This is a genomic window from Opitutaceae bacterium (genome assembly GCA_041395105.1).
In the GTDB taxonomy this organism is placed as follows: Bacteria; Verrucomicrobiota; Verrucomicrobiia; order Opitutales; family Opitutaceae; genus B12-G4.
In genome coordinates this window covers 86,537-105,656 of sequence record JAWLBB010000005.1, presented here as the reverse complement: position 1 = coordinate 105,656, position 19,120 = coordinate 86,537, and the positions used below count along the sequence as shown (strand labels likewise).

At 62.0% G+C, this 19,120-nt stretch carries 19 protein-coding genes; 7 read left to right on the top strand and 12 right to left on the bottom strand.

Features of this window, described 5'->3' with window-relative positions; genetic code table 11:
* Nucleotides 1–102: 102 nt before the first annotated feature.
* A complete protein-coding gene (locus R3F07_15675; GenBank protein MEZ5277820.1) occupies nucleotides 103–627 on the bottom strand; it encodes a hypothetical protein in 525 nt (174 codons plus the stop codon).
* Nucleotides 628–761: 134 nt separating this feature from the next.
* Between R3F07_15675 and R3F07_15670 the strand changes: the two genes are divergently transcribed.
* The 4 genes from R3F07_15670 to R3F07_15655 all read left to right on the top strand — a co-directional run bounded on the left by R3F07_15670 (nucleotide 762) and on the right by R3F07_15655 (nucleotide 5,053).
* Nucleotides 762–1,940: an MFS transporter gene (locus R3F07_15670; GenBank protein ID MEZ5277819.1), complete on the top strand. Its 1,179-nt coding sequence runs from the start codon at nucleotides 762–764 to the stop codon at nucleotides 1,938–1,940.
* An 89-nt stretch (nucleotides 1,941–2,029) separates the two neighbouring features.
* Nucleotides 2,030–2,713, top strand: coding sequence for a class I SAM-dependent methyltransferase (locus R3F07_15665; protein ID MEZ5277818.1), 684 nt, complete (start codon nucleotides 2,030–2,032; stop codon nucleotides 2,711–2,713).
* Between the two features lie 75 nt (nucleotides 2,714–2,788).
* Nucleotides 2,789–3,901: an alanine--glyoxylate aminotransferase family protein gene (locus R3F07_15660; GenBank protein MEZ5277817.1), complete on the top strand. Its 1,113-nt coding sequence runs from the start codon at nucleotides 2,789–2,791 to the stop codon at nucleotides 3,899–3,901.
* A gap of 6 nt (nucleotides 3,902–3,907) precedes the next feature.
* Nucleotides 3,908–5,053, top strand: coding sequence for a lactonase family protein (locus R3F07_15655; GenBank protein ID MEZ5277816.1), 1,146 nt, complete (start codon nucleotides 3,908–3,910; stop codon nucleotides 5,051–5,053).
* Between the two features lie 24 nt (nucleotides 5,054–5,077).
* Here R3F07_15655 and R3F07_15650 read toward each other — a convergent pair whose 3' ends face one another.
* From R3F07_15650 to R3F07_15620, 7 genes are all read right to left on the bottom strand, one after another.
* Nucleotides 5,078–5,833 (bottom strand): methyltransferase domain-containing protein, encoded by a 756-nt coding sequence (locus R3F07_15650; GenBank protein MEZ5277815.1) that lies wholly within the window; start codon nucleotides 5,831–5,833, stop codon nucleotides 5,078–5,080.
* Nucleotides 5,834–5,985: 152 nt separating this feature from the next.
* A complete protein-coding gene (locus R3F07_15645) occupies nucleotides 5,986–6,519 on the bottom strand; it encodes a hypothetical protein (GenBank protein MEZ5277814.1) in 534 nt (177 codons plus the stop codon).
* 406 nt (nucleotides 6,520–6,925) lie between these two features.
* A complete protein-coding gene (locus R3F07_15640) occupies nucleotides 6,926–7,282 on the bottom strand; it encodes a YkvA family protein (GenBank protein MEZ5277813.1) in 357 nt (118 codons plus the stop codon).
* 73 nt (nucleotides 7,283–7,355) lie between these two features.
* A complete protein-coding gene (locus R3F07_15635) occupies nucleotides 7,356–8,333 on the bottom strand; it encodes a C-terminal binding protein (GenBank protein ID MEZ5277812.1) in 978 nt (325 codons plus the stop codon).
* Nucleotides 8,334–8,416: 83 nt separating this feature from the next.
* Complete coding sequence (locus R3F07_15630; GenBank protein ID MEZ5277811.1) at nucleotides 8,417–9,583, bottom strand: iron-containing alcohol dehydrogenase; 1,167 nt, start codon at nucleotides 9,581–9,583, stop codon at nucleotides 8,417–8,419.
* Nucleotides 9,577–9,882, bottom strand: coding sequence for an antibiotic biosynthesis monooxygenase (locus tag R3F07_15625; GenBank protein ID MEZ5277810.1), 306 nt, complete (start codon nucleotides 9,880–9,882; stop codon nucleotides 9,577–9,579). The genes R3F07_15630 and R3F07_15625 overlap by 7 nt, the downstream gene beginning before the upstream one ends.
* A 79-nt stretch (nucleotides 9,883–9,961) precedes the next feature.
* Nucleotides 9,962–11,329: an MFS transporter gene (locus tag R3F07_15620; GenBank protein MEZ5277809.1), complete on the bottom strand. Its 1,368-nt coding sequence runs from the start codon at nucleotides 11,327–11,329 to the stop codon at nucleotides 9,962–9,964.
* A gap of 183 nt (nucleotides 11,330–11,512) precedes the next feature.
* On the opposite strand from R3F07_15620, the gene R3F07_15615 reads away from it, so the two are divergent.
* Complete coding sequence (locus R3F07_15615; protein ID MEZ5277808.1) at nucleotides 11,513–11,704, top strand: hypothetical protein; 192 nt, start codon at nucleotides 11,513–11,515, stop codon at nucleotides 11,702–11,704.
* A 322-nt stretch (nucleotides 11,705–12,026) separates the two neighbouring features.
* On the opposite strand, the gene R3F07_15610 is transcribed toward R3F07_15615, so the two are convergent.
* Nucleotides 12,027–13,172 carry a hybrid sensor histidine kinase/response regulator gene (locus R3F07_15610; GenBank protein ID MEZ5277807.1) on the bottom strand — a complete coding sequence of 382 codons (1,146 nt, stop codon included), beginning with the start codon at nucleotides 13,170–13,172 and terminating at the stop codon, nucleotides 12,027–12,029.
* The gene (locus R3F07_15605; protein MEZ5277806.1) at nucleotides 13,159–15,090 is read right to left on the bottom strand and encodes an ATP-binding protein; all 1,932 of its coding nucleotides are present in this window, start codon (nucleotides 15,088–15,090) and stop codon (nucleotides 13,159–13,161) included. Before R3F07_15605 ends, R3F07_15610 begins: the two co-directional genes overlap by 14 nt.
* 110 nt (nucleotides 15,091–15,200) lie before the next feature.
* On the opposite strand from R3F07_15605, the gene R3F07_15600 reads away from it, so the two are divergent.
* Entirely contained in the window at nucleotides 15,201–16,502 is a 1,302-nt protein-coding gene (locus R3F07_15600) for an IS1380 family transposase (GenBank protein MEZ5277805.1), read from the top strand.
* Between the two features lie 157 nt (nucleotides 16,503–16,659).
* Here R3F07_15600 and R3F07_15595 read toward each other — a convergent pair whose 3' ends face one another.
* Entirely contained in the window at nucleotides 16,660–17,178 is a 519-nt protein-coding gene (locus R3F07_15595; GenBank protein MEZ5277804.1) for a hypothetical protein, read from the bottom strand.
* Nucleotides 17,179–17,282: 104 nt separating this feature from the next.
* On the bottom strand, nucleotides 17,283–17,888 hold the full coding sequence (locus R3F07_15590; protein ID MEZ5277803.1) for an NAD(P)H-dependent oxidoreductase: 606 nt from the start codon (nucleotides 17,886–17,888) through the stop codon (nucleotides 17,283–17,285).
* A 108-nt stretch (nucleotides 17,889–17,996) separates the two neighbouring features.
* Between R3F07_15590 and aroC the strand changes: the two genes are divergently transcribed.
* Nucleotides 17,997–19,094, top strand: coding sequence for a chorismate synthase (gene aroC, locus R3F07_15585; protein ID MEZ5277802.1), 1,098 nt, complete (start codon nucleotides 17,997–17,999; stop codon nucleotides 19,092–19,094).
* Nucleotides 19,095–19,120: the final 26 nt, after the last annotated feature.

Below are 19,120 nucleotides of genomic sequence, written 5' to 3'. Positions count from 1 at the left end.
ATCCGTGCCGGTGAGGCTTCCGGCGGATTGGAAATGCCGCTGCCGCCGGGACGGGCAGGGAAGCGGCTGTCCCCGGAATCGCGAAATCCGCCGGACCGTCCCTCAGGTGGATGAGGGAAAAACCGGCGGGCGCCGGTTTGGACGTTGCTTCAGGGGCATGCCCGGTGGTGGCCTGGGGGCAGGTGGGGCCGCCGCAGTCTCGGCCGATTCCGCCTGGTCGGTGACTGTTTTCAGTTTTCGCCAGTTGGAATCGATCTCGGTCCGCAATTCCTCGACCACCTCCTCGGACATGCCGTGAGACACATTGTAGCCGAGGTGGTCGGAGAGGAACTCGGATATCGTGATCCATTGGTTGCCGGACTTCACCCGTTGGGTCCAGGCGCAGAGAACGATCCAGTCGCGCATGGTCTGGGATTTCCGTATATAGAAATAACTCACCCAGATGCTGGCCGCACCGACGATGCCCACGAGGCAGGCGGAGGCGGTATGGCTGTTGAAGAAGGCGGAGGGTTCGTCGCCGACGAGGGTGTTGACGAACCCGAAAGTGGCATCCGCGAAGATGAAGGTGATGATCAGTGCGAATGACAGCAGCTGACCGATCAGGATGGCGTAATGGATGCGGCGCACGGTCTCTTGGATTCTCCCCTGGTCTGAAAATCGGTTCAGGTTCGCCGGGATTGAGAGGTGGAATTGAGGTTTCCCCAGATTGAGTAGGCCACTCGCTGCTTGCCTGGGTGGATCTGCCCGATGAGCATGGAGGAGTGGCTCGACCCATAGAGGCAATCCGTCAGTGGAACAGGGACTTTACCCTATTGGCGGTCGCCGTCTTTTCGGTCGGCCTGTTTTTCGGGGTCCAGTTGACCCTCTTCAACAACTTCATTGTCGATCGCCTGCAGATCGAAGCCGACCAGCTTGGAGTCATCGAGGCGCTGCGGGAAGTCCCCGGCTTCCTCAATGCGCTGATCATCGCAGTCCTTGCGGGTTTGGCCGCTCCGCTCTTCGCCGGGTTGTCCCTCATCCTGATGGGCGGAGGATTGATGGCGTATGCGGTCGTGGACAATGTCTATTCCCTGGCGATCTTTTCGGTCATCTGGAGTATCGGCTTCCACGCGTGGATACCGCTCGAGCAGTCGATGGCCCTGCAATTCTCCCCCGGGCAGACCAAGGGGAGGTGGCTGGGGCAACTGCGGGCGGTGGCCAGCGTAGGGTGGCTCCTGGCCATCGGGCTTTGTCTGGGGTTCTACCGCTTCATCGGCTACAACGGACTCTTCATCATGGCCGGAGGGGTCACCATGGTGGGTGGGTTGACCATCTTCTTCGCCTCACGCCGCCGGGTGACCGGCGAAAAGTCCTTTGTTTTCCGACGCCGTTATACCGTCTACTACCTGCTCCAGTTCCTGCAGGGGTGCCGCAAGCAGATGTTCATCACCTTCGCCATCTTTGCCCTGGTCAAGGTGCACGGCATGCCGATCACCACGACGATGGTCCTGGTTCTGATCAACCAGATCCTGGTCACCCTGACCGGGCCGACGGTCGGACGTTGGGTTGATCGGTTTGGGGAGAGGCGGATGCTCAGCTGGAGTTACCTCGGACTGATCCTGGTTTTTACGGGCTACGCGACCGTCACCCACCGTCCGACCCTCTATGTGCTCTATTGCCTCGACAATGTCATCTTTTTTGGAGGCATCGCCCTGACGACCTACCTCTACAAGATTGCCCCAAGCGAGGATCTCAAGCCGACCCTCTCGATGGGGGTCACCATGAACCACGCGGCTGCGGTGACCGCTCCTCTGGTCGGCGGGTTTGTCTGGTACTATTTCGGATACGAGGTGATATTCTATGCCGGGGCGGCCCTGGCCTTCGTCTCGTTGATCGTGAGCCAGTGGGTCAGACCGGAGAAGGCTGCGGTGTCGGAGACGGGGGTTCCGGCGGTGGCCTGAACGGTGGAATCCGGCGGGCCCCGGGATTCGTGACCGATCGTCCTGAGGTCTTGCGCCCTGTCCCTCTCCGCGAATAGTGGGCCCCAGTTATGAAATACCGGAAGGCAGCGTGTGCCCGGCTGGTCGGGTCGGGGCTGGAGATAGGGGCTCTGCATGAAGCGACCCCGGTTCCGGCCGGAGCCACGGTCAGGTATTTCGATGCGATGGACAGAGAGAGTGCGATCGCTGCGTTCCCGGAACTGGACCATAGCCGCCTGGTTCAGGTCGACCATGTTGGTGATCTTGACCGGAGGGACCTGAGAAAAGTGGGCTCGGCGAGCGTGGATTTTGTCATCGCCAATCATGTGATCGAACATGTGGCCAATCCGGTGGCCATGCTGGAGGACATTCACTTCATCTGTCGACCGGGAGGACTTGCGGTCATCGCCGCGCCGGACATGAGGTATACCTACGACCGGGAGAGGGCGCTGACCTCCTTTGATCACCTCTGGGCGGAATATGAGGAGGGAGTGGAAACGGTCTCGGATGAGCACTACATGGACTTTCTTCGGCATGTCGGCAAACATGTCTTTGAGGACCCTGATCGGAGGATTGCCGACGATATCGCCCATTGCCGTCGTCGGCGGGAGCATGCCCATGTCTGGAACAGTGTCACATTTGAGGCATTTGTCAGGGAAACCATCAGACGGCTCGGACTGGATTGGACGGTGATGGACTGTCATCCGGCCGAAGCGGACAGCCATGAGATCCTGATGGTCCTGAAGAAGGGGTGACCCTCGGAACGGACGAGGCGGCAGATCGCTGTCTTTCACGTTTGACCCGTTGAGATGCGGTCATCTCATTGACTCATGAGCCACATTCCGATTCGCGAGAAGCTTCTTCTCGGCCCCGGTCCCTGCAATCCGGCGCCCAGCGTGCTCAAGGCGCTGGCCCAGCCGACGCTCGGACATCTTGATCCCGATTTCATCGCGATCATGGATGAGACCAAGGACCAGCTGCGCCGGATCATGCGGACCACGAATCCGGTGACTTTTGCGGTCTCCGGGACCGGTAGTGCCGGAATGGAGTTCATCGCGGTCAATTTTCTTGAGCCGGGCGACCGGGCGGTGGTGGCGGTGCACGGTGTCTTTGGCATGCGGATGGCCAACCTGACCGAGAACATGGGGGTGGAGACCCGCCGCGTGCCTTTCGAATGGGGCAAGCCGGTCGACCGCGATGTTCTCTTTGCCGCCATCGACGAAGTCCGTCCCAAGCTGGTTCATGTCGTCAGTGGCGAGACTTCGACCGGGGTCTATCAGGACATGGCCGGGATGGCGGACTTCGCGCATCAGCGGGGAGCTCTCTTTTCCATCGATTGCGTGACTTCGCTTTCCGGCATGCCGGTGGAGATTGACTTATGGGGAGTGGATCTCGCGTTTTCCGGCACCCAGAAGTGTCTGGGTTGTCCTCCGGGGCTGTCGCCGGTGACCGTTTCGGACCGTGCGGTGAAGTCGTTTGAGAACCGGCGGTCGCCTGTCCCCAGTTTCTACCTCAACCTGAAGGAATTGCTGGCTTATGTCGGCACCGGCCGCGGCGGCGCCCGAGCCTACCACCATACGGCTCCGGTCAACATGGTCTACGCCCTGAATGAGGCGCTTCGGTTGATTCTCGAGGAAGGGCTTGAGGCCCGATGGCAGCGGCATCGGGCGGCGGCGGAGTACCTGATCGGCCAGATGAAGCCGCTCGGGTTCGAGCCCTTGGTTGAGGCCTCCTGCCGATTGCATCCGCTGACCACTCTGCGATTGCCGGATGGGCTGGATGAGGCGGCCGTGCGCGGTCGCCTGCTCAAGGAGGATGACATTGAGGTTGGAGGTGGCCTGGGGCCGCTTGCCGGGAAGATTTGGCGAATCGGCCTGATGGGCGGGAACGCCCGACCCGAGGTGGTTGACCGGCTCGTGACCGCGCTCAAGCGTCAACTCTGATTTGGTTTGACCATTCCTGGTTCGAGACTCGTCTTTTTCGTTTTGCTCTCCCTAATCTCGGTGCTTATGGGTCATGCGGCCGCAGGTGCGTTTTTTGTTTTCGTCGGTACCTACACCGGGGACGACCCGGAGGGCGGCGTCCATGTTCTGCGCTTTGATCCCTCGGCGGAGACCCTCGAACTGACCGGTCAGGTCGGGAGGTGTGCCAATCCCGCGTTTGTGGCGGTTCACCCGAACGGGCGTTACCTCTATGCGGTCGGCGAAACGGGAGAGCCCGATGCGAATCAGGTCGTCGCCTTCGCCATCGATGGAATGACCGGCGGATTGGCCCGGCTCAATCAGCGGTCTTCGGGAGGGTTTGGCCCGTGTCATCTCGTGGTGGATCCAGGTGGCCGCTGGGTGCTGGTGGCCAACTACGGCGACGGGAGCGTGGCCACCCTCGAGATTGAGGCGGACGGTCGGCTGGGGGAAAGCGGGGCGAACCTCAAACACACGGGTCGCAGCGCGGATCCCGTCCGGCAGAGCAGCCCCCACGCCCATTCCATCAACCTGACTCCGGATGGACGGCGGGCCCTGGTCGCCGACCTGGGTCTGGACAAGGTCATGATCTATTGGTTTGACCCCGAGGACGGCCGCCTCATCCCGAATTTTCCACCATTCTCGCAGGTTGAACCGGGCTCCGGTCCGCGCCACCTGGCTTTCAGCCGGGATGGGGCTCGTGTTTACGTCCTCAATGAGATGGCCGGAAACCTGACGGTGTTTTCCTATCAGGCGTCGACCGGCGGGATGGAACCGATTCAGACCATCGACATGCTCCCTGGCGGTTGGGAGGGCGAGCGTTCCGGTGCCGAGGTGCTGGTGCATCCGAACGGGAAGTTCCTCTACGCTTCGAACCGGGGCCATGATTCCATCGCCCTCTTTGCCGTCGACCAGGGCACCGGCTTATTGCGTTCGATGGGTCATGTCCCCAGCGGCGGGATGAATCCCCGGAACTTCGCCATCGATCCGACCGGGGGCTTCCTCTTTGCGGCCAATCAGAATTCCAACTCGATTGTTGTCTTCCGCATTGGCGACGAAGGACACCTCATGCGGACCGACATGAAGGTGAGTGTTCCCCGGCCGGTTTGCGTGAGGTTCGGGGACGCGGAATAGACCGGGGCTGATCCCGGGAACCGGCTACTCCCGCCGGGCCACCACCATCCAGTCCCACGGATGCGGTTGCTGCATCCAGGCGGGCGGGTCGTCGAATTCGGTCGACCACGAATAGGGGATTTTTTCCATTTCCTCGATTTCGAATCCGTGATCGGGAAGCAGGAATTCGAGCTCCTCGCGAAGGTAGTGTTTGGTCGGAACTCCATCGATCGGCAGATTGCCGCGGTGAAGCTGGCGGACCGAACCGTGGCGTGGAAGGCCCAGGCAAGCCGCCTCCGCGGGTGCGTGGCCGTCGCGAAGATTCCACTGGATGATCCGGGCGCTGGTCAGGAGGGCGGATTCGAGGGAGGGGACGACGAGAATCAGATGGCCGCCCTCCCGGAGGTAGCCGGACAGGTTGCGCAGGGCGCGGGACCTCGCGGCAAGATCCTCTGTGATCAGAACGTTGATACAGAGTGCGAAATCGAAATCGGGTCTGGCATTCGGCCGCCCCGCCAGGTCCACCCGCGCATAGTCGACGGATGCAAGGTCGGCGTAGCGCTCCCGGGCCTGATCAAGGCATTGGGCCGAGAGATCACAGGCCAGAACCCGTCCGAAATTCTCCGCCAGCAGCGGGATGAAATGGCCGACTCCGCAACCGAGGTCGGCCGCGGCGGCCTCCGGGTCGCCGAATCGCTCGATCCGCCGGCCGATCAACTGGTCGGAGTCGTGTTCGAGGACGCTGAAAATCTCGGTGTCGTAGGAATCGGCGACGTTCTCCCAGTAGTCGCGGTCCATCATCCGGTTGATCGGTCGGTTCGGGCTTTCATCCCGCAAGCGGATCATCGAAAGGCGGCCCAGGCAAGAACCGAATCGAAACCGGACGTATCCAGAATTACATTACACTTGGAGCCCCGTCCGACCGGGGCTGCCGGTGGGTGCGGCGGCCCGACCTATTTGCCGGACTTGATGAATCCGGCGATGACCGCCCCGGCCAACCCGAAGGCGACCACGTCGTGAATGATGGTGCGAAGTTGCCAGTTCCAATCCTGGTGCCACCAGACGGCCTGGCCGCCATGGGCGAAGAAAGCCATGAGAACCCCGGCAACGATGACGAAGATGACCCGGTCCGGGTAGCCACCGATCCGGGTGAGGCCGAGGAGGATGACGAGGAGCAGGCAGGAGACGAATTCGAGGACGAAACCGCTCACCATGACCACCGGATCCATGGCCGGCATGGCGCCCTTGGTGATGTGGACGGTGGCGAAGGGTCCGGCCTCGAGTTGCCGGGACAGGGCGGGTTCTTCGGTCCGCGGGTCGGGAATGATGTAGGTGCCGGAGGTGGGAAACAGCTTGTCGAGGGCCGGTCCGACGTCCCGGGCGGGTTGGAGGGCCTGGTAGGGGATCCCGGAGATTCCGTAATAGACGAATCCCCAGATGAACATGGCAAGGGCGCCAAGGAAGGGTGCCAGCAGGTATTTTTTCATCACGATCGGTCTTTCAGGGCGGGGTTGGAGCGAGTGAAACGACGGCGATGATGGCGGGAGTGGGCCGCGAGGCAATCCCGAAGATAGGCGTCGGCTGCCTGTCCGTTCCGTCTGTTTTGAAACCAAACGTAGTCTGCTACGTATGGTTTTGATAGGGAAAAGAATACGTAGGAAACTAGAGTGGCGCTTGGTTGGCGAAAGAGTCGGATCAGCCAACGGGGTGTTGACTGCTCTTCGACGGCGGGTCCGGAGGCCCTCGCCCTGCCAACTGAAATCAGAGCATCCGTGGTAGGGCTGGACGTCCCCGGCCAGCCGCAACGATTGTCCGAGACAAAACAACGACAAGCACCCTTGGGTTAACTAAGCACCATTCTAGCCAACTACGTATTCTTTCCGGGGAATCTTCTCACCCCTTCTTCCGCGGGTGGAAGATGCGGACCGCGGCCCGGTGGGCCCGTTCGGTGTGCTCGGGTTTGACGTGGGCGGCGATGAGGGTGAGGGCGACGGCGAGAGCGCCGAGGTCGTCGCTGAAGCCGGCCCCGGGGATGAGGTCGGGGATGGCATCGAGCGGGACGATGAAATAGCCGAGGGCGCCGATGATGATGACCTTGGCCCGGGCCGGGGTGTCGGGATCGCGGAGCACGTAGAAGAGGGTGAGGGCCTTCTCGGCCAGGGCCTGGCCGGCGGTCAGGGCGTAGCGGGCCATCTTGGACTTGAACCGGCTTTCCGAGTAGGCCTGGGAATAGTCGGTCGCTTCGACCACCGGGTCGAGGTCAACGACCGGTCCGGGCGGGGCGTCCCGCTCTTTGAACGAGCGTGCGCGAGGCGGCCTGGGGTCAGTTGACGACATTCTCGAGGGGACGGCCCTGCACGGCGGCGAGACCGATCCGGGCGGAGGTGGAACGCATTTCCTCGACCGACTCCTGGCTGCAGAAGGCGGCGTGGCAGGTAGCGATGAGGTTGGGCGTGTCGGCTTCCTCGGCGGTCTTGAGAGGTTCATCATCGATGACGTCGAGCCCGGCCCCGGCGATCCGGTCTTCCCGGAGGGCCTGAAGGATGGCCGCCTTGTCGATGATGCCGCCCCGGGCGGTATTGACGACGAATGCCCCGGGTTTGAGGGCATTGAGTTGATCCCGGCCGATGAGGTGGTGGGTTTCCTTGTTCAGAGGACAGTGGATGGAGAGGACGTCGGTTTGTCGGAGAAGGTCGTCGAGGGTGGCGGCCCGCTCAATCCCGACGGCTTTCTGGACCCCGTTGGGCAGGTAGGGATCGAAGAAGACGACGCGGAACCCGAGGGCCTTGGCGCGCAGGGCGGCGGCGGTTCCGATGCGTCCGAGTCCGACGATGCCGAAGGTCAGGGTGCGGAGTCGCCGAAGCTTGGCCTGGACCCGGATCTTCCACCCGAGTCTCTTGGCTTCGGCGTCCAGGGGAAAAAGCTGACGGCAGAGGGCCATGGTCAGGGCGATGGCGTGATCCGCCACTTCTTCGGTGCCGTAGTCCGGGACGTTGCAGACAGGAATCCCCAGCTTCCGGGCGGCCTCGATTTCCACGCTGTCGAAGCCGACTCCGTTGCGGACGATCGCGCGGCAGCGGGTCAGTTTCTTGAGGGTGGCCTCACGGAAGGGAATATTGTGCCAGATGAGGATGGCATCGGCCTGATAGACGGGGTCGGGAAGAATGCCGTCCATGTCGGCAAGGTAGGTCTCGACCCGGGCGGCATCCCCGACGACCCGCTTCTCAACGAGGGCTTCGGGTTCGCTCAGGGGCGAGGATTTCCAGTCAATGATGGCGATGAGGGGCTTGGTGGAAGACATGGGAATGGGCTGGTTGGGTTTTGTCTTGAGGCATCAGGCCTCACCTGCAGGTCAGTTGAGTGATCGTTGATCCGGCGGACCAGTCAAAGGGAGCGGCCGAGGAGGGTCGAGAGTTCGGTTTCCTTCAACTGGAGCGGATTGCCTTTCATGCTGCTGGCCCGGGAGGCCTGGGCGATGAGCTCGTGGAAGTGGTCGCGGGTGACTCCATAGGCTCCCAGTCCCCGGATGCCGATGGCCTGGGTGAGGGTCTTGAGCCATTCGACAAGATCTTCAGCCTTGGCCCGTTTGCGGCCGGTGATGAGACGGGCGGCTTGCTCGTAGCGGTCGATGCCCGGGGAATCGGGCGCCCGGGCCCGCAGGGCCTTCAGGTTGGCATCGACCGAGGCGGGCAGAAGGGCGGCGCAGATCGCTCCGTGGGGTGCGTCGAAGCGGCCGCCGATGGGACCTGCGAAACCGTGAACGACGCCGAGCCCGGCATTGGCCAGGGCAAGGCCTCCGAGGAGGGAAGCGAGGGCCATGTCGCTCCGGGCGCCGGCGTCTTTGCCATCACGGACCGCCCTTCGCAGGGACCTGCCCGCGCGGACCAGGCCTTCACGGCAGAAGCTGTCGGTCATGGGATTGGCCCTGTTGGAAACGAAGGGTTCGAGCAGCTGGGTCAGCGCATCCATCCCGGTCGTTGCGGTCAGGCCGGGCGGCAGGTCATGGGTCAGATCGGGATCGACCAAGGCGATCCGGGGCAGCATGAGGGGGCTGCGCAGACTGACCTTGACCCGGTGTTCGGCCGAGGTGAGGACGGCGTTGCGGGTGACTTCGGCGCCGGTTCCGGCGGTGGTCGGGATGGCGAGCAAGGGCAGGGGAGCCTGATGGAGAGGTTGGGCCCGTCCGATGACTTCGAGGTGGTCAAAGAGGTCGCCCGGGTTGGTGGCGACGGCGGCGATGGCCTTGCCGGCGTCAATCGGGCTGCCGCCTCCGATCGCGATGACCATTTCAGCACCAAAGGACCGGGCGAGGGCGACCCCGGACTGGACGGTTTCGGTGGTTGGCTCCCCGGCCACGGAGAATTCCTGATGGTAGACTTCGACTGCCTCGAGACCGTCCATCAGATCTCGGGCGCGGCGCGGGTTGGCACCGGTGACGAGGAGAGCGCGGGTCCCGAAGGCGGCCGCCAGGGGGCCGACCTCGCGGAGTCGACCCGGACCGAAGAGAATACGCCCTGCGGTGGCGAACTCGAAAGCGGGGCCGGTTACCATCCGGATTCCTCGGGGAAGACGCTGGTGTATCGGGTGGCGGAACGCGGTGTGGCCATCATCGATTCGACGGTGGTCCGCCAGGTCTGGTAGTGCCCGGTTTGCCGGTGGCGGTCCTGGGCGCCCGCATCACGATAGGCTTCAACGAGAAGGAAACGGGTGGGGTCTTCGGTCAGTTGAACGACATCGAAGCGGGCGATGCCGGGCTCCTGAATGCTGTTGCGGGCATTTTCGATGGTGGCGGTCCGGAAGGCTTCAACGCACTCCGGCTTCACCTGAACGTGAACGTGGACGACGATCATGAAAGACTGTTAGCAGTTGGGAAAGTGGGTGGGAAGGATCTTTGCTCGAAATCGGTCCGGTCGCGGAGCCGCCGTCGGTTCAGTCCTCCGGAGTCGTGGCCTCCCTTTCGGGTTGGATGGTGTTGAGCGGGGGGACCGACCGGATACCGGGCCAGAGGCGGGCCACGCCTGCGGTCACGGCGATGGTGATGATGCCGCCGATGATGGTGGCGGGAACGGCGCCTAGCCAGGCGGCCATCAATCCGGCGCGGAGCCCGCCCAGTTCGTTGGAGGACCCGATGAAGATCTGGTTGATGGCCGACACCCGGCCGCGCATCGAGTCGGGCGTGAGCAATTGGACAAGGGAATGCCGGACGACGACGCTGACGTTGTCGAGGGCGCCGGACAGCAGGAGAAAGATCAGGGAGAGAGGAAACCAGGTGGAGAGGCCGAATCCGATAATGGCCAGGCCGAAGCCGGCGACGGCCCGGATGAGCGTGATGCCGGGACGCTTCATCGGTGGGCGGTGCGCCAGGAACAGCGCCATGGTCATGGATCCGATGGCGGGCGCCGCCCGCAGCCAGCCCAGCCCGATCGCACCCACCCCGAGGATCCGGTCGGCGTAGATGGGCAGGAGGGCGACGGCTCCACCGAAGAGGACGGCGAAAAGATCGAGTGTAATCGCGGAAAGGATACGTTTGTCGGTCCAGACGAAGCGGAGGCCGGCGAAAAGGTGTTCGGTCGCAAGGCCGGGTCTCTCGACTGTTTCCGCGCGGTAACGGATGGGTAGAAGGAGGAAGAAGAAGGCGAAGGCCGAACAGGCATCGAAGAGGTAGACGGGGGCAAAGCCCGCATAGGCGATGATGAATCCGCCGAGGGCCGGGCCGGCCACGTTGGCCACGCCGAAGACGCTGGCGTTCCAGGTCACCGCGTTGCTGAAAGCGGTGAGGGGAAGGATCTGGGGCAGCAGGGCGGTGCGGGCCGGTCCGCTGATAATGCGGACGGTCGCCGTCAGGAAAACGATCAGGTAGACGACCGGCAGGGCCGGGTGATCAAAGTGCAGCTGATCGGGATCGACCTGTCGTTCGAAGAACAGGGCCAGCTGACGGATGACGTCATTGGCGCCCCGGGCCAGGGGGCCGTCCGGAACCAGGTGGGGCCAGAAGGTGAGGGTGGCGAGCAGTCCGGTCAGGCCGCCGGAAATCAGGAGCGAGACGCAGAGAATCCACTTCCGGTTCACGCGATCCGCCAGTTGTCCTGCGGGCAGGGTGAGCAGGAGGAGCGGGATGGCATGGAGGAATCCCATGAGACCGAGGGCGGTGGCCGAACCGGTCCATTCATAGACCTGCCAGGCCACGGCGACGGCGAGCATCTGTCGCCCGAAGATATGAAGGAAATTCCCGGCAAGGAAGCGGAGGTAGGACGAGAATCGCAGGGCGGCGTAGGGGTCATGGGACGGGACGGGCATCCCGGCTGGGCTCCTTGGATTGGCCATTGCCCGGGTATGGTGACGGGCAGCCTTGCGTCTGCAAGAATCGATAAGGGGTGATCCGCCGGCCCGGGTCGAAGCGGGGGTCAAGATTGCGAGACCTGCACCGATGAAAGAGAGGCGGAGGGGATTGCCCCTTGACGACCCCGATTCAACAGATCCATGGATGCAGCGGCAGGAAACGCAGGTGAGGGTGACCGATCCGGACTCTGGTATTGGTCCATGATCACCGGTATTTCGATCTGCCTGCTTTGTCTCACCCTCTGGCCTTCCCGGAGCAGGCCGGCTCAGTCGGGCGGGGTCGAGTCTGTCGACTCACCGGTTCAGGGAACGATTGCGGGAAACACGCCCTAGAGGCTGTTGGAAACACACTTCATCTTTGAGTGTTACGCAACGTTTTGAAGGGTAACAGGTATTCGAGAGAGTTCCCCAGAGTTTCCGGCTGGGACGGCGGGTCCGGAGGCCCTCGCCCTACCTCCAGGGAGGATCCATAGCAGGGCTGGATGTCCCCGGCCAGCCTCGCCCTGATTCTACGGAGCATCCATGGTAGGGGTGGCGGGTCCGGAGGCCCTCGCCCTACCTCCAGGGAGGATCCATGGCAGGCCAGCCGCCGCCTGAGGCGAATCGCTCGATTCGTAAGTGTCTAGCACGCCCTGGAGAGCTTCTGCCTTTTCGATCAGCCTCCGGCCGCGGCTTCGGCCGCCACGGCGGGAAAATCGACGATGAAGGAGGTTCCCTGGCCCAGGACGCTCTCGCAGCGAATGGCTCCCTGCATGGACTTGACAAGCTCCCTGACGATCCAGAGACCCAGACCGGTTGAGGTTTCACCGGCTGTTGGCCGCGGGGTCAGGCGGGCGAATTTCTTGAACATCCTGCCCAGGTCTTCCTCGGAAAGGCCTGGCCCTTCATCACGGACCGAGAGGCTGATCCGGTTTTCGGCGCGCTGGCTGGTGATCCAGACTGATTTGTGCGGCTCGGAATATTTGATGGCGTTGGAGACCAGATTGTCGAGGACCTGCCCGATCGCGGTATCGTCCGCGAGAATGCAATCGCCATTGGATTCGAGATCCTGAATGAGGCGGATGTCCTTGTCCCGGGCGGACGTTTCGTGTCGGGTCGCGGTCTGTTCGAGGACGGACGCAACCTCGATGGGCTGGATATCGATGTGGCGCGCGCCCGAGTCGATTGCGTTGACGTCGAGAAGGTTGGTCAGGAGGGTCTGGACCCGTTTGCCGGCCGATTGGATCTGCTGCGCCATCTTCGTCAGCTTTTCTGGAGTCGCCTTGGCTGCGGTCATCTCGAGCAGTTCGGAGGCGGCGAGGATGGTGGTGAGCGGATTGCGGATATCGTGAGCGGCCATCCCAAGGAACTCGTTCTTGAGTTGATTGAGTTCCTCGAGCTGGTGGTTGCGGCGGCGGAGGTCGGCCTGGAGTTGGCGGATGGTCAGGTGGGCGTAGACCCGGGCGATCAATTCCTCTTCCTCGAAGGGTTTGGTCACGTAATCGACGGCACCGACCTCGAATGCCTTGACCTTCTGACTGGTGTCGGAGAGCGCGGTCATGAAGATGACCGGAATATCCCGGGTCTCGGATTTCTCCTTGAAGATACGGCAGGTCTCGAAGCCATCAATTCCGGGCATGATGACGTCGAGCAGGATGAGGTCGGGCTGGCCGTAGGTGGCGCGATCGATGGCGCTTTTGCCATCGGTCGCCACGAGGACCTTCAGTCCCCGGTTACTCAGGGACTCGACGAGAACCCGCAGGTTACCCGGGGTATCGTCGACCACGAGGACGGTTCCGGACAATTGATCAGTTGCGCTCATGATTGCCCTCCTTAAGACTCTCGAGCCAAGCCGCCAGTTCGGTCAGCTTGAAATCTCTGGCCATCGATTCCACCCGTCGGGCAAACGGCGTGAAATCGGGTTTCTCCTGGACGAGACGTTCGGCCCGTTCCTCCAGGCTCTTGACGTAGCCGCGCCGGGCGAGGTCGAGGAAGTCATCGAGATCGGCCTGGGCGGGTGTATCGATCTGATCGATGGTCAGTTTCTTCTGCTCGGTCTCGGGGTTCGGCTTGATCACACCGAAGACCCATTCGATCTCGGTATGCTTCTTGATCGAATCCAGAAGGGTGTTCAGTTCGATCGGTTTGTTGACGACATCACGGCAGCCGGCGGCGAGGGCCCGCTCGGTCATGGCTTCGCCAGTATGGGCGGTGGCCGCGACGATGCAGAGGTCCGGGTGGGCGGCGAGAAGATGGCTGGCGGTCTCAAATCCATCCATGCCCGGCATCATCAAATCGAGAAAGACCAGGTCTGGCTTGGCGAACTGAGCCAGATCGAGGGCCTTGGTGCCGCTTGCTGCCGTATCCACGATGAAGCCGATCGGCTCGAGCATGGTCCGGATGACGATGAGGTTCGCTTCCTTGTCATCGACCGCGAGGATGCGGCGGCGGCGTCCGTGGTAGTCGACGACCGTCTTCTGGATCTCGACGACGGGATCGGTGGTGGGCAGCGGGAGATCGACCCGGAAGCTGGTTCCCTGACCGACGATGCTTTCGACCGTGATGGAACCATTCATCATTTCGGTCAGCTTGTGGCTGATGGAAAGCCCAAGCCCGGTCCCTTCGAGTTTCAGCGATTTTTCATCGAGTTCCGTAAACGGGCGGAAGAGGCCGGCGACGCGGTCCGGCATGATCCCGCATCCGGTATCGGCGACGGTGAAGTGCGTTGAGTTGCCGTCGGATTCAACCCGCAGTTTCACGCCGCCCTTTTCGGTGAACTTGATCGCGTTGTGCAGGAGGTTGCCGAGAATCTGATGGATGCGTTTCTGGTCGCCCTCCACCCATTCGGGAAAGGGATCGCGGACCTCGAGTTCGAGGGAGATACCCTTGTTCTGAGCCTCGAGCCAGAACGTCTTGATCAGGCCGTCGAGCATGATCCGGATGTCGAAGGGCTGGAGGATGAGTTGCAGCTTGTTGGCTTCGAGCTTGGAGAGGTCGAGAAGGTCGTTGATCAGTTGTCGAAGGTGTTCGGCACAGCTCTGCATGGTCCGGACGAGTTCCTTCTGCTTGGTGCCGAGTGTCTTGTCCCGCCGAAGGATCTGGGCGCAGCCGAGGACGCCGTTGAGAGGGGTGCGCAGGTCGTGGCTGACGTTGGCAAGGAATTGCATCTTGGCGCCGCTGGCCGAAACGGCCGTGTCTTTGGCGCTGCGCATGGCTTCGGCCATCCGGAGATTCTCCCGCGCGGTCACGGTCTGCCGCAGAACGATGAGCGACATCAGGAAGAAGGCCGAGACGAGGGCGAACGGGATGTAATCCATGAACCGTTCCCGATCAAAGAGCGTCATCCCGAGGAAGACGCCGACCATGACGGTTGAGATCAGAGGAAAGAGAAGGCGGATCTTGCCGCGATCGAGCTGGGGGATGGGAATTGCGACTCCGTGGAAACGGAGATGCTTCTGGTGAAGCGCGGTCATGATGAGGAATCCGGCGGCCACTCCCCAGGCGGGGCTCTTGAATCCGCGGAATTCGTAGTGGGTCCCCAGGCTGACGAAGGCGGCGAGAAAGTCCGCAATGGTCAACAGAAGGAGAGCCAGGGTCATCACCTTCAGCATCGACCGCATGGCCGGCTTGTGGTCGTTGAGGAAGCTCAGTACGACGACACAGAGGAGGAGAAGATCGAGGATGAGGTTGGATACGGCGAAGAGTCGGCCGAGTGAGGCATCCGCCCCGTGAGTCGCCATCGGCTCGAAGACAAAGAACCTGGATATTTCGTAAAAAAGTATCGCGTGTCTGATTACCCACTGATAATCAGTGGGTAGCAAAATAATCAACCAAACACGCGATGAAGAAAATGTGCCTCAAGGGCATCGGGTTTTCAAGAGTAAATGGCCGCAAGATCGAAGTGGATTTTGCCGGTGGCGAGATCAGCTCAGATGGAGGGCTTTTGCTGGTTAAGCAGGTCGACCGGAAGCTGGGATTGATCGAACAGGTAGCCGAACGCCTCGATGACGAACGACAGGTGGGCAAGGTGCGCCACGAGTCAGAATCAATGCTGCGTCAGAGAGTCTATGGGCTGTGCGCCGGATGGGAGGATCTGAACGATTCGGCCCAGTTGCGTCACGACAGCATCCACCAGATCGCCGTGGGCAAAGATTGCGAGCTGGCGAGTGCGCCTACCCTGTCACGCTTTGAAAACGCCCAGACACGTCAGAGCGCCCGGACGATCAACGAGGTGTTGATCGAGCAGTTCATCGCTTCGCACAAGAGCCCTCCGCCGGTTGTCATCCTGGATTTTGATGCGACCGACGCCCCGGTTCATGGAAGCCAGGAGGGTCGATACTTCCATGGATACTATGACTGCCATTGTTTTCTTCCGCTGTATGTGTTTTGCGGTGACCAGCTGCTTGTGGCCTATCTTCGTCCAAGCAACAACGATGGTGCCAAACATGCCGCTGCGATCCTGAAGCTTCTGGTCACTCGATTGCGGCAGGTCTGGCCGCGCACCCGGTTTGTTTTCCGCGCTGACAGCGGCTTTTGCCGCGACCTGCTGCTTAGCTGGTGTGATCGCAACGAGGTCAAATACATCGTGGGTATCGCCCGAAACAGCCGCCTGCTCGATCATGCCCAGGACCTGATGCAGCGCGCCCGCACTCTTCATGAGTTAACCGGCAAAAAGCAGCGGCTCTTCGATCGCTTTGATTACGCCGCAGGTTCCTGGCGCTGGATCCGCTCGATCATCGTCAAGGCCGAGCACACCAGCAAGGGGGCCAATCCGCGATTCATCGTGACCAACATCGTTGGCGAGCCCAAGCGACTCTACGATCAGCGCTACTGTATCCGAGGCGAGATGGAAAACCGGATCAAGGAGCAGATGATGCTCTTCGCCGATCGTGTCAGTGCCCACCGATGGTGGGCCAATCAATGGCGAATCCTCTTGTCGGGCTTGGCGTATACGCTGTTGGAGTCCCTCAGACGTCTTGTCCTCAAAGGAAGCGTCCTGGCCCGAGCCACCGTCGCATCTATCCGCCTGAAGCTTATCAAGATTGGCGCCGTCATCATCCGCAAGAAATCGATGACTCGAATCCATCTCTCTTCCCATCATCCGCTCAAAGATCTCTTCACCCAAGCTGCTACCAGCCTCTCGCCACCGTAGCCTGCCTCCTGGCGCTGCCCCGGCGCCCTTTTTGACCAATGGGGGGTAAGGGGGAGTGTCGCCTGATCAATCGACTATTCGCCAAAAACACCGATCTCAGGCCAAGAACAGCGAATGGATCAAACCCGGAACCAAAATTAAAGAACCAACGACTCCTTCACGAAACATCCGGGAAGAACCACCCGGCGATCAGGGCCGAGGTCATCATGATGACGAGATCGAGACCGACGCCCAGCCAGTGGGACCGGGCGATCTTTTCTGCCGGAATGAGGACGATGGCAGCAAGGAAGCACGGGTAGGCGAGGAGATGAATGGCGTCGGGCAGAAGGGTGAGCAGGACGTTCTCGGGTGCCGTCTTGTCGAGGACAAGGTAGACCACGGAACTCACCCCGACGACGATCATGGTGACGCCGAGCATGCGCCAGACCGGGATCAGTCGCCGGTCGAGATTGCGATCGCTGGGGCGACGCAGGGCGACAATGGCGGCGACCCAGGGGATGATCGGCCAGAGAATCGCCAGATCGATTCCCTTGTCTTCGATCAGGGCCGGTTGCTGAAGTGCCCAGAACTGGACGCAGACGATCAGAACGACGACCCCGGCCGAGAACAGGGCCAGGGGATCGCGCATAAGGTCACTGACCTTGATGACGGGACGGGAAAGGGTGGCTGAATCCATCGTTAGCGCTGGAGGATGTGCTGCCTTCTTGATCGGCATTCCACCCCGGCGCTGAACGGGAAATTCCTCCAGGGGCGCTCGGTCACCCCGGTGGGCGCGACCGCCTACATCCCGTTGGAAAACGTCTGATGATCAATGGCTCCACTCTCGCGAACCGCCTTCAGGGCGTGGCCGTACTGGATAAGCACCCGGAGAGCGTAGTCGACCCGCTTGCGCAGGGAGGCATCATGACGGTTGTCCACCTCCGGTTCGGGCGTATTGAGGACGGAACCGACGTTCCGGACGATGAGGTGCTCGGGGATGAAGCAGATCCGGTTGTTCTTGCCCCCGGTCATGCGCAGCTCGGCGACTGGATATGCTCCGTTGATCCCGGCGGAGACCGAGACGATCAGGGCCGGTTTGTGACCGACCGAGTCGTGCCGGCAGAGATGAAGGAAGTTCTTGATGCCGCTGGTGGCCATGCCGTTCCATTCGGGCGTAATCAGGATGAGGGCGTCGCTGGCCACAAGGTCGGCTTTGACCGGTCCCCAGACGGCTTCGGGCGCCCCGCCGGATTCCTCCTCCCACAGGGGCAGGGGGTTGTTGCTCAGACTGAAGAGCGTTGCCGAGACCGTCGGGTCGATTTCGGGCAACCGGTCTTTCAGATACTGACCCACTTTCAGTGATTCGGCTTCCTTGCGGTGACTTCCGCTGACGATGAATACGTTCATGGGCCCTCAGTAAGTGCCTTTCCGCCGTCGATGCAACCGATCGGAACGGGTTGTGTGACGACTTGACCCTTGCAGGGAGGGACCGGGGGCGTGTAGAGATGGCGGGGAATGCCGAACAGCTTTGGAAAGCTCTTTTCGATCACGACCTGGGGTGAAAGCCACGGAGGCGGCGTCGGTGTGGTCATCGATGGGTGTCCACCCCGACTTCCGCTGACTGCCGCGGAAATCCAGGCCGACCTCGATCGCCGGCGTCCGGGGCAGAGTGATATCACGACTCCCCGGAAGGAGGCGGATGAGGTGATCATCCTCTCCGGTCTCTACGAGGGTCGGACGACGGGAGCGCCGATTTCGTTGATGGTGCGCAACACCGATGCGCGCCCCGAAGCCTATGCGGAAATGAAAGGGAAGTTCCGCCCGTCACACGCGGATTTCACCTACCAGTCGAAATTCGGCATCCGCAATCCCGAGGGAGGGGGGCGTTCTTCAGCCCGGGAAACCATTGGTCGGGTGGCGGCCGGAACCATCGCCCGCAAGCTTCTGACCCTGGGAGGTGGCGTGGAGATTCGCGCCTTCGTCACCCGGATCGAGAACATTGAAATGCCGGCGGATACCGCCTTTCCGACTCTCGAGGCGGTCGAGGCCCACGCCGTGCGTTGTCCTCATGGAGAAACCGCCGGGAAGATGGAAGCCCGCATCCGGGAGGTGCGCTCGGAGGGGGATTCTGTCGGGGGCGTGATCGAATGCCGGGTGCGCGGTGTGCCGGTCGGACTGGGGGAGCCGGTTTTCGATCGCCTCGAAGCGGACCTGGCCAAGGCCATGCTGTCCCTGCCGGCGACGAAAGGCTTCGAAATCGGCAGCGGTTTCGAGGGAACCCGGATGAAGGGCTCGGCCCACAACGATCTGTTTGAGAACCGGGAGGGCCGGGTTCGGACGGCGAGCAACCGGTCCGGCGGGGTCCAGGGGGGGATCAGCAATGGGGAGGAGATCGTTTTTCGCGTGGCGTTCAAGCCGACGGCCACGGTCCTGATGAAGCAGAAGACGGTGGATCTGCAGGGACGGGAGGCCGAGTTGATGGGGCGCGGTCGGCACGACCCCTGTGTTCTGCCCCGGGCGGTGCCGATCGTCGAGGCGATGACTGCGCTCGTTCTGGTGGACCACTGGATGCGTCATCAGGCCCAGACCGGCAGTTTCTCGCTGCCAGCCTGATCACCCGCCTGGCCGGTCTTGTTTTT

What these genes read in the sequence shown, in the direction of transcription:
- R3F07_15630 (MEZ5277811.1), bottom strand. Translation starts at nt 9,583, where the DNA reads ATGGTAACCGGCCCCGCTTTCGAGTTCGCCACCGCAGGGCGTATTCTC.
- R3F07_15610 (MEZ5277807.1), bottom strand. Translation starts at nt 13,172, where the DNA reads ATGAGCGCAACTGATCAATTGTCCGGAACCGTCCTCGTGGTCGACGAT.
- R3F07_15595 (MEZ5277804.1), bottom strand. Translation starts at nt 17,178, where the DNA reads ATGGATTCAGCCACCCTTTCCCGTCCCGTCATCAAGGTCAGTGACCTT.
- R3F07_15635 (MEZ5277812.1), bottom strand. Translation starts at nt 8,333, where the DNA reads ATGTCTTCCACCAAGCCCCTCATCGCCATCATTGACTGGAAATCCTCG.
- R3F07_15650 (MEZ5277815.1), bottom strand. Translation starts at nt 5,833, where the DNA reads ATGATGGACCGCGACTACTGGGAGAACGTCGCCGATTCCTACGACACC.
- R3F07_15620 (MEZ5277809.1), bottom strand. Translation starts at nt 11,329, where the DNA reads ATGCCCGTCCCGTCCCATGACCCCTACGCCGCCCTGCGATTCTCGTCC.
- R3F07_15600 (MEZ5277805.1), top strand. Translation starts at nt 15,201, where the DNA reads ATGTGCCTCAAGGGCATCGGGTTTTCAAGAGTAAATGGCCGCAAGATC.
- R3F07_15645 (MEZ5277814.1), bottom strand. Translation starts at nt 6,519, where the DNA reads ATGAAAAAATACCTGCTGGCACCCTTCCTTGGCGCCCTTGCCATGTTC.
- R3F07_15625 (MEZ5277810.1), bottom strand. Translation starts at nt 9,882, where the DNA reads ATGATCGTCGTCCACGTTCACGTTCAGGTGAAGCCGGAGTGCGTTGAA.
- R3F07_15590 (MEZ5277803.1), bottom strand. Translation starts at nt 17,888, where the DNA reads ATGAACGTATTCATCGTCAGCGGAAGTCACCGCAAGGAAGCCGAATCA.
- R3F07_15605 (MEZ5277806.1), bottom strand. Translation starts at nt 15,090, where the DNA reads ATGGCGACTCACGGGGCGGATGCCTCACTCGGCCGACTCTTCGCCGTA.
- R3F07_15660 (MEZ5277817.1), top strand. Translation starts at nt 2,789, where the DNA reads ATGAGCCACATTCCGATTCGCGAGAAGCTTCTTCTCGGCCCCGGTCCC.
- aroC (MEZ5277802.1), top strand. Translation starts at nt 17,997, where the DNA reads ATGCCGAACAGCTTTGGAAAGCTCTTTTCGATCACGACCTGGGGTGAA.
- R3F07_15615 (MEZ5277808.1), top strand. Translation starts at nt 11,513, where the DNA reads ATGGATGCAGCGGCAGGAAACGCAGGTGAGGGTGACCGATCCGGACTC.
- R3F07_15665 (MEZ5277818.1), top strand. Translation starts at nt 2,030, where the DNA reads ATGAAATACCGGAAGGCAGCGTGTGCCCGGCTGGTCGGGTCGGGGCTG.